Annotated in this window: 18 protein-coding genes; 10 read left to right on the top strand and 8 right to left on the bottom strand. The window is 67.0% G+C overall.

Going from position 1 to position 15,078, the window contains the following annotated elements:
* The first annotated feature begins 28 nt into the window (after window positions 1-28).
* Window positions 29-532, top strand: coding sequence for a molybdopterin-dependent oxidoreductase (locus LGM56_RS29475; protein ID WP_089446952.1), 504 nt, complete (start codon window positions 29-31; stop codon window positions 530-532).
* Complete coding sequence (gene atsR, locus LGM56_RS29470; RefSeq protein ID WP_226207509.1) at window positions 529-2,349, top strand: hybrid sensor histidine kinase/response regulator AtsR; 1,821 nt, start codon at window positions 529-531, stop codon at window positions 2,347-2,349. Before LGM56_RS29475 ends, atsR begins: the two co-directional genes overlap by 4 nt.
* A gap of 54 nt (window positions 2,350-2,403) precedes the next feature.
* Here atsR and LGM56_RS29465 read toward each other — a convergent pair whose 3' ends face one another.
* Together LGM56_RS29465 and LGM56_RS29460 are read right to left on the bottom strand one after the other, a co-directional pair.
* On the bottom strand, window positions 2,404-2,823 hold the full coding sequence (locus LGM56_RS29465; RefSeq protein ID WP_089428528.1) for a secondary thiamine-phosphate synthase enzyme YjbQ: 420 nt from the start codon (window positions 2,821-2,823) through the stop codon (window positions 2,404-2,406).
* A gap of 10 nt (window positions 2,824-2,833) precedes the next feature.
* Complete coding sequence (locus LGM56_RS29460; protein WP_039369742.1) at window positions 2,834-3,160, bottom strand: thioredoxin family protein; 327 nt, start codon at window positions 3,158-3,160, stop codon at window positions 2,834-2,836.
* A gap of 226 nt (window positions 3,161-3,386) precedes the next feature.
* Between LGM56_RS29460 and LGM56_RS29455 the strand changes: the two genes are divergently transcribed.
* From LGM56_RS29455 to LGM56_RS29435, 5 genes are all read left to right on the top strand, one after another.
* Window positions 3,387-4,088: a flavin reductase family protein gene (locus LGM56_RS29455; protein ID WP_226207508.1), complete on the top strand. Its 702-nt coding sequence runs from the start codon at window positions 3,387-3,389 to the stop codon at window positions 4,086-4,088.
* Window positions 4,089-4,286: 198 nt separating this feature from the next.
* The gene (locus LGM56_RS29450) at window positions 4,287-4,619 is read left to right on the top strand and encodes a DUF2322 family protein (protein ID WP_041493406.1); all 333 of its coding nucleotides are present in this window, start codon (window positions 4,287-4,289) and stop codon (window positions 4,617-4,619) included.
* A 108-nt stretch (window positions 4,620-4,727) separates the two neighbouring features.
* Window positions 4,728-5,597, top strand: coding sequence for a PASTA domain-containing protein (locus LGM56_RS29445; protein ID WP_226207507.1), 870 nt, complete (start codon window positions 4,728-4,730; stop codon window positions 5,595-5,597).
* Window positions 5,598-5,807: 210 nt separating this feature from the next.
* Window positions 5,808-6,440, top strand: coding sequence for a LysE family translocator (locus tag LGM56_RS29440; protein WP_089497909.1), 633 nt, complete (start codon window positions 5,808-5,810; stop codon window positions 6,438-6,440).
* Between the two features lie 53 nt (window positions 6,441-6,493).
* Window positions 6,494-6,679 carry a hypothetical protein gene (locus LGM56_RS29435; protein WP_226207506.1) on the top strand — a complete coding sequence of 62 codons (186 nt, stop codon included), beginning with the start codon at window positions 6,494-6,496 and terminating at the stop codon, window positions 6,677-6,679.
* Window positions 6,680-6,781: 102 nt separating this feature from the next.
* Here the strand turns inward: LGM56_RS29435 and LGM56_RS29430 are convergent, their stop codons facing one another.
* The 3 genes from LGM56_RS29430 to LGM56_RS29420 form a co-directional block, all read right to left on the bottom strand.
* Window positions 6,782-7,492, bottom strand: coding sequence for a YebB family permuted papain-like enzyme (locus tag LGM56_RS29430; RefSeq protein WP_226207505.1), 711 nt, complete (start codon window positions 7,490-7,492; stop codon window positions 6,782-6,784).
* 137 nt (window positions 7,493-7,629) lie between these two features.
* Window positions 7,630-8,199, bottom strand: a complete 570-nt coding sequence (locus tag LGM56_RS29425; RefSeq protein WP_226207545.1) for a hypothetical protein — start codon at window positions 8,197-8,199, stop codon at window positions 7,630-7,632.
* A gap of 231 nt (window positions 8,200-8,430) precedes the next feature.
* A complete protein-coding gene (locus LGM56_RS29420; protein ID WP_012365188.1) occupies window positions 8,431-8,889 on the bottom strand; it encodes an Lrp/AsnC family transcriptional regulator in 459 nt (152 codons plus the stop codon).
* Window positions 8,890-9,013: 124 nt separating this feature from the next.
* On the opposite strand from LGM56_RS29420, the gene LGM56_RS29415 reads away from it, so the two are divergent.
* The 3 genes from LGM56_RS29415 (at window position 9,014) to surE (ending at window position 11,009) form a co-directional block, all read left to right on the top strand.
* A complete protein-coding gene (locus LGM56_RS29415; protein ID WP_226207504.1) occupies window positions 9,014-9,748 on the top strand; it encodes an AzlC family ABC transporter permease in 735 nt (244 codons plus the stop codon).
* Window positions 9,741-10,049, top strand: a complete 309-nt coding sequence (locus LGM56_RS29410; RefSeq protein WP_011356491.1) for an AzlD family protein — start codon at window positions 9,741-9,743, stop codon at window positions 10,047-10,049. Before LGM56_RS29415 ends, LGM56_RS29410 begins: the two co-directional genes overlap by 8 nt.
* A 180-nt stretch (window positions 10,050-10,229) precedes the next feature.
* A complete protein-coding gene (gene surE, locus LGM56_RS29405; RefSeq protein ID WP_226207503.1) occupies window positions 10,230-11,009 on the top strand; it encodes a 5'/3'-nucleotidase SurE in 780 nt (259 codons plus the stop codon).
* 197 nt (window positions 11,010-11,206) lie between these two features.
* Here surE and LGM56_RS29400 read toward each other — a convergent pair whose 3' ends face one another.
* The 3 genes from LGM56_RS29400 to LGM56_RS29390 all read right to left on the bottom strand — a co-directional run bounded on the left by LGM56_RS29400 (window position 11,207) and on the right by LGM56_RS29390 (window position 15,074).
* Window positions 11,207-12,028: an SDR family NAD(P)-dependent oxidoreductase gene (locus LGM56_RS29400; protein ID WP_089497913.1), complete on the bottom strand. Its 822-nt coding sequence runs from the start codon at window positions 12,026-12,028 to the stop codon at window positions 11,207-11,209.
* 14 nt (window positions 12,029-12,042) lie between these two features.
* Complete coding sequence (locus LGM56_RS29395; protein WP_226207502.1) at window positions 12,043-12,183, bottom strand: hypothetical protein; 141 nt, start codon at window positions 12,181-12,183, stop codon at window positions 12,043-12,045.
* A 224-nt stretch (window positions 12,184-12,407) separates the two neighbouring features.
* A complete protein-coding gene (locus tag LGM56_RS29390) occupies window positions 12,408-15,074 on the bottom strand; it encodes a GH92 family glycosyl hydrolase (protein WP_226207501.1) in 2,667 nt (888 codons plus the stop codon).
* Window positions 15,075-15,078: the final 4 nt, after the last annotated feature.

The following is a 15,078-nucleotide window of genomic DNA, read 5'->3' as shown; positions in this document are numbered from 1 at the left end:
ATCACCACCGCACGACCGAGGGCAACCCATGCGAATCTCGACCATCTGGACCAAGCGCCTGCTGACGGCCTGCCTGCTCGGCATGGCCGCCGCGACCTGGGCTGCTTCGTCGTTCACGTTCACCGTCGACGGCAAGATCGACAAGCACAACCAGCAGGGCAAGACGGCGTACGTGTTTTCCGAGCAGGCGCTGATGGCGCTGCCGCAGCACACGATCGTCACGTCGACGAGCTGGACGCCGAAGGCGGCCTTCACCGGCCCGCGCCTGTCCGACATCCTGAAGACCGTCGGCGCGCACGGCACGCAGATCGAGTTCCGCTGCATCGACGAGTACACGTTCACGATTCCGGTGTCCGACGCCGATCGCTATGGCGTGATTCTCGCGCGGACGATGAACGGCAAGGTGCTCGGCAACGACAACTACGGCCCGCTGTGGATCATGTACCCGCGCGACCAGTATCCCGATGAACTGAAGACGCCGCTCGGCGAAGCCAAGTTCGCGTGGCAGATCATCGGCCTGACGGTGAAATGAAACGCCGGCGATGGAAAAATAGAAAAATCATCCTGGTCCTCGGCGCGCTGTGGATCATGGGGTTCGCCGCGTGGGCGTTCCTGCTGTGGGACCTGCTCGCCACCTCGGTCAACGAGGGCGTGCTCGAAGGGCCGCGCGAAGGCGTGTTCTGGACCGCCGCGCAATACCGCAACGTCTATACGCGATTCGACCGGCAGCTGATCCTCTACGCGACACACCAGGACGACGACTTCAATCACGTGCAGATGCAGCTCGACAGCCTGTCGGTGTCGTTCGGCTTTCTGCAGCGGCCGTCGGAAGTATCCGAATACTGGCTGCGCATCCCGCGCGCGCGCAACGAGATCGACGCGCTCGGCGAATTCATGACGCGCCTGAAGCGCGAAGTCCCGTTGCTGCGCGATTCGCCGAAAAGCGCGCAGCAGGTCATCGACGAGGTCAACGCGTACTGGCCGAAAGTCAACGGCCTCGCGAACTATTTCCGCGCGATCGAAATGGCGCAGCGCGACTTCACGTTCCATCAGCTGAAGGAGAAGCAGCGCGCGATCCTGATCCTCGGCATCGTGCTCGGCGTGATCCTGTGCGCACTGTTCCTGCTGCTGTTCTATACGATGCGCACGCGTGACGACCTGCTCGAGCGGCAGGACGCGGCGCTCGACGCGGAACGCAAGGCGTCCGACCGCGCGTTCGAAATGATCGAGGCGAAGAACGCATTCCTCGGGATGGTCAGCCACGAGTTACGCACGCCGCTGCAGGCGATCTGCGGATCGGTCGAGATCCTGCTCGCGCGCCCGCAGTCGGAGGCGAACCTGAAGACGATCCGGCGGCTGCAGAATTCCGCGTTGTCGCTCGAGGCGCTCGTCAAGGATCTGACCGACTACATCAAGCTGCGCTCGACGAAGCGCCTCGCCGAACGGGAAACCGTCGGCATGGCGTCGCTGCTCGCCGAGGTGCTCGATCCATTGCGCGAGAAGATCGCGGCGAAGCGGATCGCGATCGCGCAGCAGGTCGAGCCGCACGACCTCACGATCCGTTCGGATCGCAAGCTGCTGCGCCAGGTGCTGTCGAACCTGATCGAGAACTCGGTCAAGTACACGCTCGGCGGGTCGATCGACGTGTCGATCACGCTCGCCGACGCGCCGGCCGGCCCGCAATTGAAGATCGCCGTGCGCGACACGGGCACCGGCATCGCGAAGCCGCACCTGTCGAAGATCTTCGAGCCGTTCTATCGCGCGAACGACGCGGTCGGGCTGCATGTGGACGGGATCGGCATGGGGCTCGCCGTCGTGCGCGAAATCGTGACGACGCTGCGCGGGCATGTGGACGTGCGCAGCGTCGTGGGCGAAGGCAGCGAGTTCGTCGTGACGCTGCCGGCCGAAGTGCCCGGCATCGACACCGCCGGCCACGCGGCCGGCGACACGCTCGCGCTGCCGCACGCATCCGTGCACCGCGACCGGCGCGCGCTGGTGGTCGATGACGACGACAACGCGCGCGAAACGCTCGGCGCGATGCTGTCGGCGCTCGGCATCGATGCCGATCTGTGCGGCGCCGGGCAGGAAGGCGTCGCGCGCTTCGGTACGGGCCATTACGACATCGTCGTGATCGATCTCGAACTGCCGGACGTGAGCGGCTTCGAAGTCGCGCGGCGCATTCGCACGGTCGCGGTACCCGACGACGACGGCCGGCATCCGGCGATCCTCGGCGTCAGCGCATATGAATCGGCTGCGCTGCGCGAAAACAAGCAGGTATTCGACGCCTTCCTGCCGAAGCCCGTCCACCTGCGCGAACTCGGCGCGCTCGTCGAGAAGCTGTTCGCCTGAGCCGGTGTGCCGGCGATGCGCCGCTCGTTGCCGCCTTTTGCCGCTTGTTGCCGCTTACTCGCCGATCAGGTGCAGCACGATGTCGCGGCGGTGCGCCGCGCGGCGATGCTCGAACAGGTAAATCCCCTGCCACGTGCCGAGCACCATGCGCCCCTGCTCGACCGGGATCGACAATTGCACCTGCGTGAGCGCCGTGCGCAGATGCGCCGGCATGTCGTCGGTGCCTTCGGTGTCGTGCTCGTAGCGCGTGGCGTCCTCGGGCGCGAGCGTCGCGAAGTAGCGCTCGATGTCGCGCTGCACCGACGCGTCGGCATTCTCCTGGATCAGCAGCGATGCCGAGGTATGGCGACAGAACACGGTGAGCAGGCCGGTGCTGATGGCCTGCTGGTCGACGAACGCGCGCACCTGCGACGTGAATTCGACGAGGCCGCTGCCGCGCGTGTCGATGCCGATATGCGTGATCGCCTGTTGCATCGTCGTGACCTCAAGCCAGCGCGGCGAAGCCGTCGGCTTCGATCTGCTTCGCGTCGGCGGGGCGCACGACGCGCGCGACTTCGACACCATCGCGCAGGAACACCAGGGTGGGCCACAATTTCACGCCGAACGAGCGGCCAAGCGGGCGGCCCGGGCCATCCTCGATCTTCAGGTGCCGCACGGCGGGGTGCGCGGAAAACGACGCGACGATCGCCGGTTGCGCGCCTGCGCAAATCCCGCACCAGTTCGCGCCGAATTCGATGACGGTCGGGCCGCCCAGTGCGTCGACTTCCGCGCGCGTCGGCGCGTTGGCGGTGTAGCGTTGCTCGGTATCCATCAGGCCCTCGTGTGCGTTGGCGGAACAGGGCCGCGCGAGCCCGTGTAACGCGGCGGGCGCGGCCTGCGATTTCCTACTGTAGCGGAAAAGCGCGTGCGATGCCGGGCGGTCCTGCCCGGCGCAAATGCCATTCCTGCCCCTCTGGAATGACACGACAAGATTCGGAGCGCCACGCCGCCGCGACAGGATCAGCATGCGGACTGATCCCTCAACGAAGGCACCGATCATGAACGCTCCGCATTGCGTCACCGAACCGAACATCCTCTATTTCGGCACGCCCGTCGTGCTGGTCAGCACGCTGAACGAAGACGGCACGGCCAATCTCGCGCCGATCTCGTCCGCGTTCTGGCTCGGCTGGCGCGGCGTGATCGGCATCGCCGCCAGTTCGCAGACCACCCGCAACCTGCTGCGCACCGGCGAGTGCGTACTGAACCTGCCGTCGTCGGCACAGGCGCACGCGGTCGACCGGATCGCGCGCACGACGGGTACCTGCCCGGTGCCGGACGGCAAGCGCGCGAAGGGCTACGTGTACGAACCCGACAAATTCGGCACGGCCGGGCTCACCGAGGCGGCCTCGCAAACCGTCGCGCCGCCGCGTGCGCTCGAATGCCCGGTGCATATGGAAGCGGTCGTCGCGGCCACGCACGGGATCGGTGAGGAAACGCTCGACGTGCGTGGCCACATCCGCGTGTTCGAGTTGCGCATCCAGCGCGTGCACGTGCACCCCGACCTGCTGATGGACGGCCATGCGGACCGCATCGATCCGGACAAGTGGTCGCCGCTGATCATGAGCTTCCAGAAGTTCTACGGCCTCACGCCGCATCAGGTGCATGCATCGCGGCTCGCCGAGATTCCCGAGCGCGCATATCGCAGCCCGGACATCGAGCGCTCGCGTGATGCGGGCGTGCCGGCCGGCGCGGGGCGGTAGTGGCGTGGAGCGCGATGGCCGGCACGTTGGGGCAACGACCGCGTATGCCTGAGCCGCATCCTTGCCGCCGGACGATAGCCCTGCGTTGGCGTGGTGCACGGCCGGCGCCCACGTGCCGACCGGTGCGCAAAGGCCGATCGGATAAGATACGGCCGGCCATGCTCATTGGCCCCTGACCGAACCGACGGAGTGTTTTCAGTGATTCAACCGACCCAAGTATTCAAGGACAATCTCGCGCAACTGCCGGCCATCGACGGTGTCGCGCGCATCGATCTCGTCGGCGCGAACGGCGACGTGGTCGCGACCATCGAGAACCAGCCAGGCAAGCAAGGCTCGCTCGCGGTGTACCACTACCTGAAGCAGGCATTCGGCACGCTCGACGCGAAAGCCGCCGAGCACGGCCTCGCGGTGTTCGCCGAACATACGGCCGACGCACGCAACCGCCCGGGCGCACATCCGAACGTCGATCGCCTGCTGGCCATCGTCGACGGCGGCGAAGCGCTGCGGATCGACGTCGTCGCGAAGGGCTGAGTCATCGGTGGCACGCTGGTGCGCTGCCGGCCGGTGCGCGCGATCATGACACGCGGGCGCAAACCCGCGATCATCGCGCCCGTGCCCCTTTCCCCGGAGACCACCCAAGTGTCCCGTTTCGTTGCGTTGCCGTTTGCCCGCCGTCTTGCGCCGATCGTGTCGATCACAGCCATTGCATGTGCCGCGCTCGGCGGTACGGCGTCGGCCGACACGCTGCGTACGACCTCCGATATCGCGGGCGCGTCACTGGTGCCGCTCGGTGTGCTGCCGCACTCGCCGGAGAACGGTTCGCTCGACTCGTTCTGCGCGCAATATCGCGCAAAGACGACCACCGCGGCCGGCCGTGAAGTCGCGAAGCGCGACTGGATCGTGACGTCAGAAGCACCACTCGGCCGCTACACGGTCGTCACGTTCGCGAGCGGATTCAATGCCGGCACGAGCGCGATCTGTTTCGCACGCAACGGCAACGTCGGCGTGTTCGACGGCACGACGCTCGTCGCGCTCGGCTACACGGCGCGCAAGGCGGGCTGGCAGCTCGGCACGGCCGATCGGCTGGAAAACGGCGCGCTGCTGATCTGGGGCGGCGATGGCCCGGCGCCGCCCGTCGGCGAGTTGCATGAAGAGAACGGTAGCCTGCGCTTGACCGGCGTCGCGGCTGAAAGCACATACTGCCAAGGCCGCGTGGTCGTGCCCAACGTGTACGGCAAGCCGCTCGACGTCGCGCGCCGGATCCTGATCGCGAAAGGCTGGCAACCGCTGCGCCCGCGCGAGAAGCCGGATGCGACGGACGGCGCGGCGACGCTCGCGAAGCAAGGCATCATCGAAGCCGAAGCCTGTTCCGGGACCGGCATGGGCTATTGCGCGCTGCGCTACCGAAATGCAGCCGGCGTGCTCGGCGTGACGACGGTCGGCGGCGAGCCGGACAAGCCGTCGGCGAATACCGTGATCGATTATCAGGTGGCCTGCCGCAAGCCTTGAACCGTGCGGCGATCGCGCACGCAAGGCGCTGCATGGGCGTATGCCGTTGATGCAGCGGCGGGCACGATCGGCGTGCCGCACGCAGCGCATCGGGGTTGACGATCGGCCTCAACGGCCGGCCAGACCATCGTCCATTCGTTCGATTGACCGGCCTCGCGCGCCCTCCTAAACTGACCTCCCTTTTACGCGGTATCCACAAAAGGGACTTCCATGATCGACCTCCCCACGCTCGCGCTGTTCTCCGGCGCGTGTCTCGCACTGACTGCCACGCCGGGCCCCGACATGCTGCTGATCGCGTCCCGCAGCGTGAGCCAGGGCCGCCGCGCAGGCTTCGCGACACTCGCGGGCATCCAGGCCGGCACCTACTGCCACGCACTGGCGGCCGCGCTCGGGCTGTCGCAGCTCTTCGTCGCGGTGCCGCTCGCCTATGACGCCGTGCGCTTCGCGGGCGCCGCCTATCTGCTGTATCTCGCGTGGAAGACGTTCCGTTCGGATGCGACCGCGCTGTCGCCCGTCGCGTCGCCGCGTCGCCACTCGAGCGCGGCGATCTTCCGCCAGGGGCTGACGACGAACCTGCTGAACCCAAAGATGGCGCTGTTCGTGCTCGCGCTGTTTCCGCAGTTCGTGCGACCCGGACACGGTTCGATCGCCGTGCAGATTCTCGTGCTCGCGACGGTGCTGAACTTGATCGGCTTCGTCGTGAACGGCGCGGTCATCCTGTCCGCGAGCCGGCTGAGCCAGCGGATCGGCGCGCGCCGCCGCCCGTCGAAGCTGCCGCAGTACCTGCTCGGCTCGGTGTTCGTGGGGCTGGCGGCGCGGCTGGCGGTGGCGGGGCGGCAGTAGTCGTGAACCTGCCGGGGAATCGCGCTGGTGCAATCGAATTGATGAGGTTTGATATGGGAACGTATGAAGATCTGCGCAAACGCGCATTGTCCGACCCCGAGTTGCGCGCTGAATACGAACGACTGAACCGCGAGGAATTTGCAGTGCTCGACGCAATGCTTGCCGCGCGGCGAGCGGCCGGCGTAGCGTCGACCGATATCGTGGAAGACACGGAGCCGAGCGCGCCCACCGTGGAGTAGCACCGGCTCGCGTTCGTGGCGAGCCGGCGTGCGCGATCACGCGATCGCCCCTCAAGCGGGCGACGGCCGGTGACAAAAGGTTCGTGATCGCGCTCGCTTGAGTCAGACGCTGTCCGGATCGTCACCTTCGGACACGTTCTCGACGTGCTTGCGCGTATCCGCCACGACCTTCAACGCCGCGCTATCGAGCAAACTCGCCGGCGTCACCGTGCGGCGGCGCCACGGAATCCTGCCGAAGTACCAGATCCGCCAGAAGCCGAGCGGATGATCGGGATTCCGGCGCAGCAGCACGTCGAAGGTCTCGACGTCGCCGAGCACGATCCGCGTCGCATCGCGCACGACTTCGCGCACGAACCGCGAGCAAAACTGCCGGCGCGACGCAAGATTGAACCCCGTGTCGTAGACCACGCCGATCCGGCGCATCGCCGCGTCAACAAGCCGGCGCCGCTGCGCGGCATCGAGCGGCTGCTTCAGCCGCGCGATCACCCACGCGCCGCGATCGGAGCGCGCAAGAAACCGCGACATCGTCGTGACGCGCGATAGCGGAAACGTACTCTCCGCAATCAACGGCTCGCCGCCGCGCTCGCCGACGACGATCCCGACGTGATTCGTCCACGAGCGCGTCGCGCTCGCCACTTCGAGAAACGGCCGCACGGTTACGCGGATGAAGACGATGTCGCCGATCTCGGGCTCGATCGGCAGCGGCATGTCATGCGGATCATGCGGAACGTGTGAACCCACGGAGAAGAGACGCCGCCGGCCCGCTTCCGGCGAACGGATCATGAGCGGCTGGCAGCCGGTATCGACAACCATACGGACCTCGCGCGAGTGGGGATGGCGCGAGCATGTCAGCCGCCGCCGCGCGCCGCATCCGCTTCTTGCGCAAGGGCGGGTATCCGCGCCGCCGGGTGGCGGATTTCGATACCCGTGCGCGTACCGCCGCGCTTCGTTCAGCGTGTCGCGCCCAGCGCCACGCGCAGCCGCTCCATCAACTGCGTGTAGTACCGCAGCACGTCGTCCTTCGGCACGACGTTCGCCGTCGCGAAACGGTCCAACCACGCCGGTTTCCATTCATACGAGCCGTGCACGCTGCGATCGCCGTCGGGCGCCTGGACCAGCGATCGGATCCGCGCATCGCGGCCCGGGCCCGTATGCACGTCGAACAGCGCGTGGATATACGTGTGATACGCGTCGTACACGTCGTCGTCGAACAGGTAGCGGTAGATGTGGAACGTGCGGTCGAGGTCACGCTTCGCGCGGATCACGTCGTCCGGCGAGATGTCCTTCCAGTAGCCGATCCACGTGTAGAAGCACAGCAGCGCATTGAGCTGCGGCGCGACCGCGTCGTACAGCGCGAGCCGCTTCTCGATCAATCGCTGGTTGGTCCACTGCACGAGTTCGAGCCGCTTCAGCCGGCGCGCGACGAGCCAGCCGAGACACGCGACCGACAACGGCGTCAGCACGCCCAGCACGAGCTTGACGATTTCCAGCGAATTCCACGGATTGTTGATTGGCTGCATGAATGGCCCGACAAGAAGAAACGCATTCGCATCACAGCACGACCCGGCGCGCAGCGCCGCCTGCCCGATCACGTCGACATTGACCGTTAGTTGCTTGCGCATCGAACGTCGCGAAACCACTCGGGCAACCGGTTCGACGCAGCGTGATTCGTCAGTCTATCGGACGATTGTCACCGAGCCGTGACCGTTCGTCGACCCGTCGTCGTCGCATGGCTGAGCACGTGCGTCACGCTAGGTCGGCAGCGCCGACGTGAGCTTGACCTTCTGCATCGGGATGTCGGTCTTCACGCTCAGCACACCCGGAATACGCGTGAGGGTTTCCATCTGGAAGCGCCGGTAATCGTCGATGTCGGCCGCGACGACGCGCAGCAGGAAATCGCAGTCGCCCGCCATCAGGTGGCATTCGACGACTTCCGGCATCTGCTGGACGGCCTCGGCGAAGCGGTTCACCGATTCCGCGTCCTGCCCCTTCAGCCATACGCGCGTGAAGATCGTCAGCCCCTTGCCGACTTTCGCGGGATTCAGCACGGCCACGTATTTCTCGATCACGCCGGCTTCCTCGAGGAGGCGCACGCGCCGCAGGCACGGCGACGGCGACAGCCCGACCTCGTGCGCGAGTTCCACGTTCTGCATGCGGCCGTCGCGCTGGAGCGCGCTCAGGATCCGGCGGTCGATGGCGTCAAGTTTCATTGGCATCCGATTCCAAAAAATTTTCAAATCACGCGTTCAATGCCAAATTCTGAGAAAAATCTGGCCACAACGCAACCCGATTCGAGTCAAAAAAGCAGACAATTCCTCCCCCGAAGGAGGAGTAATGAGCAGTAGCGTTTCAACGTCGTCAGGGCTTCGCGACAAGCCCGCCTATGTCGCCGAGATGGGCCGCGGATTACGCGCGGCGCTGCCCGTCATGCTGGGTTTCGTGCCGTTCGCGCTCGTGCTGGGCGCGCAGGCCGCGCAGAAAGGGCTGAGCCTGTTCGAAGTGCCGATGATGACCGGCATGAACTTCGGCGGCGGCTCCGAATTCGCGGCGATCCATCTGTGGTCGTCGCCGCCGCACATCGCGCTGATCGTCGCGATGTCGTTCCTCGTGAATTCGCGCCACATCCTGATGGGCGCCGCATTCGAGCCGTATATCCGCCGCCTGCCGCGCCGCCGCGCGTTCTTCGCGCTGTTCTTCATGTGCGACGAAAGCTGGGCGATGTCGCTCGCCGACGCCCGGGCGCGCTCGGCCACGCACATCAGCGTGCCCTATTACGCGGGCATCTGCATGGGGCTCTACCTGACGTGGATCTCGATGACCACGCTCGGCGCGGCCGTCGGCCCGACGATCGGCAACGTCGAGCAATATGGCTTCGACATGGCGTTCACAGCCGTATTTCTGGTGCTGCTGCGTGGGATGTGGAAAGGGATACGCGCGAGCCGCCCGTGGTTCGTGAGCCTCGTGGTCGCGGCGGCCACGCACCTGGCCGTGCCCGGCGCGTGGTACGTCGCGTCCGGCGCGTGCGCGGGGCTGATCGCCGCGCTGCTGTGGGAGCCGCGCGATGCCTGATTTCCCGGATTTCAGCACGGTCGCGACGATCGTGCTGATGGCGTCGACCACCTATCTGTCGCGCATCCTCGGCTACGTGCTGCTGCGCAACCGCACGCTGAGCCCGCGGATGGCGTCGGTGATGGAGAACGTGCCCGGCTGCGTGCTGATCTCGGTGATCGCGCCGGCCTTCGTGTCGACGCGCCCGGCCGACCTGCTCGCGCTGGCCATCACGCTGATCGCGGCGACGCGCCTGTCGATCCTGCCGACCGTCATCGTCGGCGTCGTGTCGGCCGGCCTGCTGCGGCACCTGCTCGGCTGAACGGTTCCGACCCGCCGCGCACGCCGCGGCACGGCCACCGACCAACGGGCGCGCGATGCGCCCGTTTTCACATCCGCGCCCATCGCGCGACACGACGATCCTCACGCGGGAATGCTAGCCTTGTGGCTTGCGCCACGCTGCACTCCCCTCTCATTGCCCAACTCCGCGAGGATCGTCCCGATGCAAGAAACCCGCCCGCTGTTCGACCGCGTCCTGCTCACCAACGACGACGGCATCGACGCCCCCGGCCTTGACGTGCTCGAACACGTCGCCACGCAACTGGCGCGCGAAGTGTGGATCGTCGCGCCGGCGGAAGACCAGAGCGGCACGTCGCACTCGCTGAGCCTGCACGAACCGCTGCGCGTGCATCGCAAGGGTGAACGCCGTTTCGCGGTGCGCGGCACGCCCGGCGATTGCGTCGCGATCGCGACCAGCCACCTGATGAAAGACGCACGGCCCGACATCGTGCTGTCCGGCGTGAATCGCGGCGGGAACCTCGGCACCGAAACGGTGTTTTCCGGCACGGTGGGCGCCGCGATGACGAGCATGCTGGTCGGCGTGCCGGCCATCGCGCTGAGCCAGGCCTTCACCGATCGCAACGCGGTGCCGTGGGACACGGCACGCTCGCTCGCGCCGGACGTCATTCGTCGGCTCGTGGCCGCAGGCTGGGACAGCGACGCGTGCCTGAACGTGAATTTCCCGCCGCGGCCCGCGCAGGACGTGCGCGGCCTGAAGGTGACGAACCAGGGCGCCGGCACGCTGCAGGGCGTCGAGATCGTGTCGGGGCGCGACCCGCGCGACTTCGAGTATCACTGGCTGAAGCTCTCGCGCGCGCCGCGCGACGACGATGCGGATTCGGAAACGGTCGCGCTGGGTGACGGGTATGTCGCCGTCACGCCGCTGAAGTTCGAGCGCACGCACGATCAGGCGCTCGCGCAACTGCGGTCGCGGCTCGGCTGATCGCGTCGCTCGGCAAGCAAGCGGTCGCGGTAGTCGCGCCTGTGACACCTGCGCGCGGGTGCGCGGCCGCATCCGCCTTCGGTGCTTCGGTGCTTCGGTGCTTCGGTGCTTCGGTGCTTCGGCGCTTCGGCGCTTCGGCGCTTCGGCGCTTCGGCGCTTCGGCGCTTCGGCGCTTCGGCGCGTCACCGGCTCTCGCCTCACGTCAGATTCATTCCCCCGTCGAGCATCACGATCTCGCCCGTCACATAGTCGGACGCGACGAGCATCGCGACCGTCTGCGCGATGTCGTCCGGTGTTGCCGCACGGCGCATCGGCGCGCGCTCGCGCCAGAGCTGCTGCGCATCCGTCCAGTCGGCCGTGAGCGGCGTATCGACGAGCCCCGGCGCGACCGCATTGACGCGAATCGCCGGCGCGAGCGTTTTCGCGAGCAGTCGCGTCGTGTGATTGAGCGCCGCCTTCGCCGCCGCATACGGAATCGACGCGCCTTTCGGCCGCACGCCCGCGTGCGAGCTGACGTTCACCACGCACCCGGCCCGCCCGTGCGACGCTGCCTCGCGCAGCGCAGCCTCCGCCTCGGCGACGAGCCGGAACGGCGCGATCACATTGATCTCGTGCATCTCGCGCCACACGTCGGGCGTCGCCGCAGCGAGATCGTCGTGCGGAATCACGCGGCTGACGCCCGCATTGTTGACGAGCACGTCGAGCCGCCCGTGTACGGCAACGGCCTCGCGGATCAACCGCACACGCTCGGTATCGTCCGTGAGATCGGCCTGCACATAAGCTCCGCCGAGTTCGCGCGCCATCGCACGTCCCACGTCGGCCGAGCGGCGCGAATGCAGGATCACCGCGTAGCCGTCCGCCACCAGGCGGCGCGCGATCGCCGCACCGATCCCCGACGTCGATCCGGTGACGAGCGCGACCGGCCGATGCACGCGCGACGCGCGCGGCTCGGCGACGGTTTCGGTTTCAGGTTCCGTTTCGGAAATCGGGGCAGACATCGGCGGGAGCGGCGCGTCCATATCGGGGAACCCTGTCAGTGGCGTTCCCGCATCATAAGCGCGACGACGCCCCATGACACGAACGTGACGGCGACCGCCATCGGGATTGAACCGGTCAAGCCGAAGCGGCCGGCCGTCCGGTGCCGGATCCATTCGATGCCGAGCCGGAGCGGCATGAGCGATCTGCCGGCCGGGACGGAAACCATCGCCTGCTGTCGCGCCCCGTTTGCGTGTGAGCCGCCGAAGCAGTCACCGCGTTGGCGCATGGCGTCCCCGCCGCGCGGCCCAAGGACAGATCCCCGGGGCAGGCCGCTTCCTGCCTCGCGGCCGCGGCCCGCACCGTCGCGTCACATGAAGGGGAAGAAACGCGGCCCGCGTCGCAGCGGGCCGCTAGCAGCCGCTACTTGCCGGCCAGCGCCAGCGACGGCGCGAGCGCGCTGTTCGGATCCTGCCCATTCCAGGTGCTGACCCATGCGTCGTTCGGCGTCGACCCCATCACGAAATCGAGCGTGCCGCCGGCCTTCATCTCGTCGTACGTGATGTACGGCCGATGCAGCGGCGTGCCGTTCAGGCTGACCGACTGGACATAGCGATTGACCGACGACGGCGAGCCGCCGCCGGCCGTATGCGCGGTCACCTTGAAGCGCCGCGTCGCGCCGAACTTCAGGCCCTTGCCGTCCCCGCCGCCCGACGCCACCGGAATGTCGATCGTCGCCTCCTCGAACAGCGGCGTGCCAAGGTAGAACACGCCGCCCACCGGATTCAGCGAATAGATGCCGAGCGCGGACAGCACGTACCACGCGGACAGTTGCCCGCAATCGTCGTTGCCGGGAATCGCCGCATCGCGCACGCGGCGCGGATCGGCCAGCGCGGCCTTCAGGCTGTCGCCGCTCAACAGCGCGCGATCGCCGGCCGTCAGCGTCAGCGAGTACATGTCGTCCATCACCGAACGCACGCGATCCTGCGTCTTCGACGGCACGCCCGCGACGTCGTACAGGTACGGCAGGTGGTTCGCCGGCTCGTTCCCCGCGAAGAACTGGCCGCTGCGTCCGGTCAGGTCCGGAAAGCCCTGGTTGTCGAGGAAGGTCAGCGGGTTCGCCGGATCGAACGTGCGGTCGAGCTGCGCGATGAACTGGCTCTTGCCGCCGAGCAGCGCCACGAGGCCGGGGAAGTCGTGGAAGATGTTCCACGTATCGACCCACGAATTCGATTCGGAGAAGTCCGTCTTTTCCGCCGCCGTCGGATCGAAGCCCGCGACCCAGTTGCCCTGCGCATCCTTCGGCTGCGCGAACTTCCAGCCGTTGTTCGGCACCGGGTTGAACACATTCCGGTAGTTCTGGCTGCGTTGCAGGTAGGGCCGGTAGTCGGCCGTGCTCTTGCCCGCCGCCTTGCCGACCGCGGCCGTCGCCCAGTCGTCGAACGAATAGTCCTGCGTCGTCGACACCGATGCGTTGTCGCCCGCGGTCACGTAGCCGCTCTGACGGTACTGGTCGAAGCCGTGCGCGCTCGCGTTCTGCGTGGTCGTCAGCGCAGTCCAGATGTCGTCGATGCCCGCGCTCGTCAGGTGCTTCAGGTACGCATCTGCGATCAGCGGGATCGACGGATGGCCGGTCATCGTGAAGGTTTCCGTCTGCGCGAGCGGCCACACCGGCAGCTCGCCCTTGCCGTTCTGTTTGAACTGCGTGAGCAGCGACTTCACCCAGCCGTCGACGCGTTCGGGCTGCACCAGCGTCATCAACGGGGACTCGGCGCGGAAGGTGTCCCACAGCGAGAACGTCGACGAATAGTCGAAGCCCGGATTCGCATGCTTGCTCGTGGTCGGCGGCGACGTCGTGCCGTCGTTGGTCGAATCGGTGCCGACGTAGCTACCGTCCGCATTGTTGTAGACGGTCGGCGCGAGCATCGTGCGGTACAGCGACGTGTAGAACATCGTCCGCTGGTCGGCGCTGCCGCCCTTGATCCGGATCCGGTCGAGCGCGGCGCTCCACACGCGCTCGGCCGCGCCACGCACCTGGTCGAACGACTTCGCGCCGACTTCCGAGGCGAGATTGGCCTGCGCATCCGCGATGCTCGACGGCGAGATGCCGACCTTCACCGTCACCGCGCCGCCGCTGTCGTTGCCGTCGGCGAACGTCAGGTAGGCCTTGAAGCCGTCCGCGCTGAACGCGACATGCTTCGTATCGAACGGCTTCGAGAAACGCGCGACGAAATACGTCGGCTTGTTGTTCGCCCAGTTGTTCGTGATCTCCCAGCCGGCGATCGTCTGCGCATCGATGACCTGGATCTTGCCGCTCGCGGTCGAGCCGCCGATCGGGTTGTCGATGCTGACGATCATGCTGCGCTTCTGCGCGGCCGCGCTCGGGAAATACGTGTAGCGATGCACGCCCGCATGCGTGGTGGCCGTCATCTCCGCGAGGATTTTCGCGCCCTGCACGTTCCACGGCGTGTTGCCGCTGCCGACCGGCGCCATCGTCACGCGGTAGTAGCCGGGGCTCGCGGTTTCGTCGTCGTGGCTGAACGACGCGTTGTACGTGATCGACGAATCGGCGGCGACCTTCGCCAGCGTCGCGGTGTCGACCGGCGCGAGCGTCGGCAGGAACCGCACTTCGCCGCCCGAGCCGATGCCGGTGCCCGACAGGTGCGTATGCGTGAAGCCGGTGATAAACGGATCGTCGTACTGGTAGCCCGACGTGCGATCCCAGTTCCACGGCAGCGTGTGTGCGCCGCCGGTCGTGTCCGGCCCGAGCTGCACCATCCCGAACGGCACGGTCGCGCCCGGGTACACGTGGCCGTGGCCCCGCACGCCGCTGCTCCAGTCCGCGTTGATGTCGAGATTCGCGGTGCCGATCATCGGGTCGACGCTGTGCAGCACCGACCGTTTGGTCGCGCCGCCGTTTTCGCCTTGATCGTTCTGATCGCCCTGGTCGTTCTGGTTGCCTTGATCGTTCTGGTTGCCCTGCACGTTCGACCGCTGCGCGAGCATGCTCGCATCCGTCGAACCCTGATCGCCCCCGCACCCCGACAACACGGCAAGGCACCCGACACCCACCACATGACGTAGCTTCATCCGT

Origin of the sequence: Burkholderia sp. AU38729 (assembly GCF_020419725.1) — a bacterium.
In the GTDB taxonomy this organism is placed as follows: domain Bacteria; phylum Pseudomonadota; class Gammaproteobacteria; order Burkholderiales; family Burkholderiaceae; genus Burkholderia.
The sequence above is the reverse complement of the archived record's forward strand: the minus strand, read 5'-3'. Positions and strand labels throughout refer to the sequence as shown.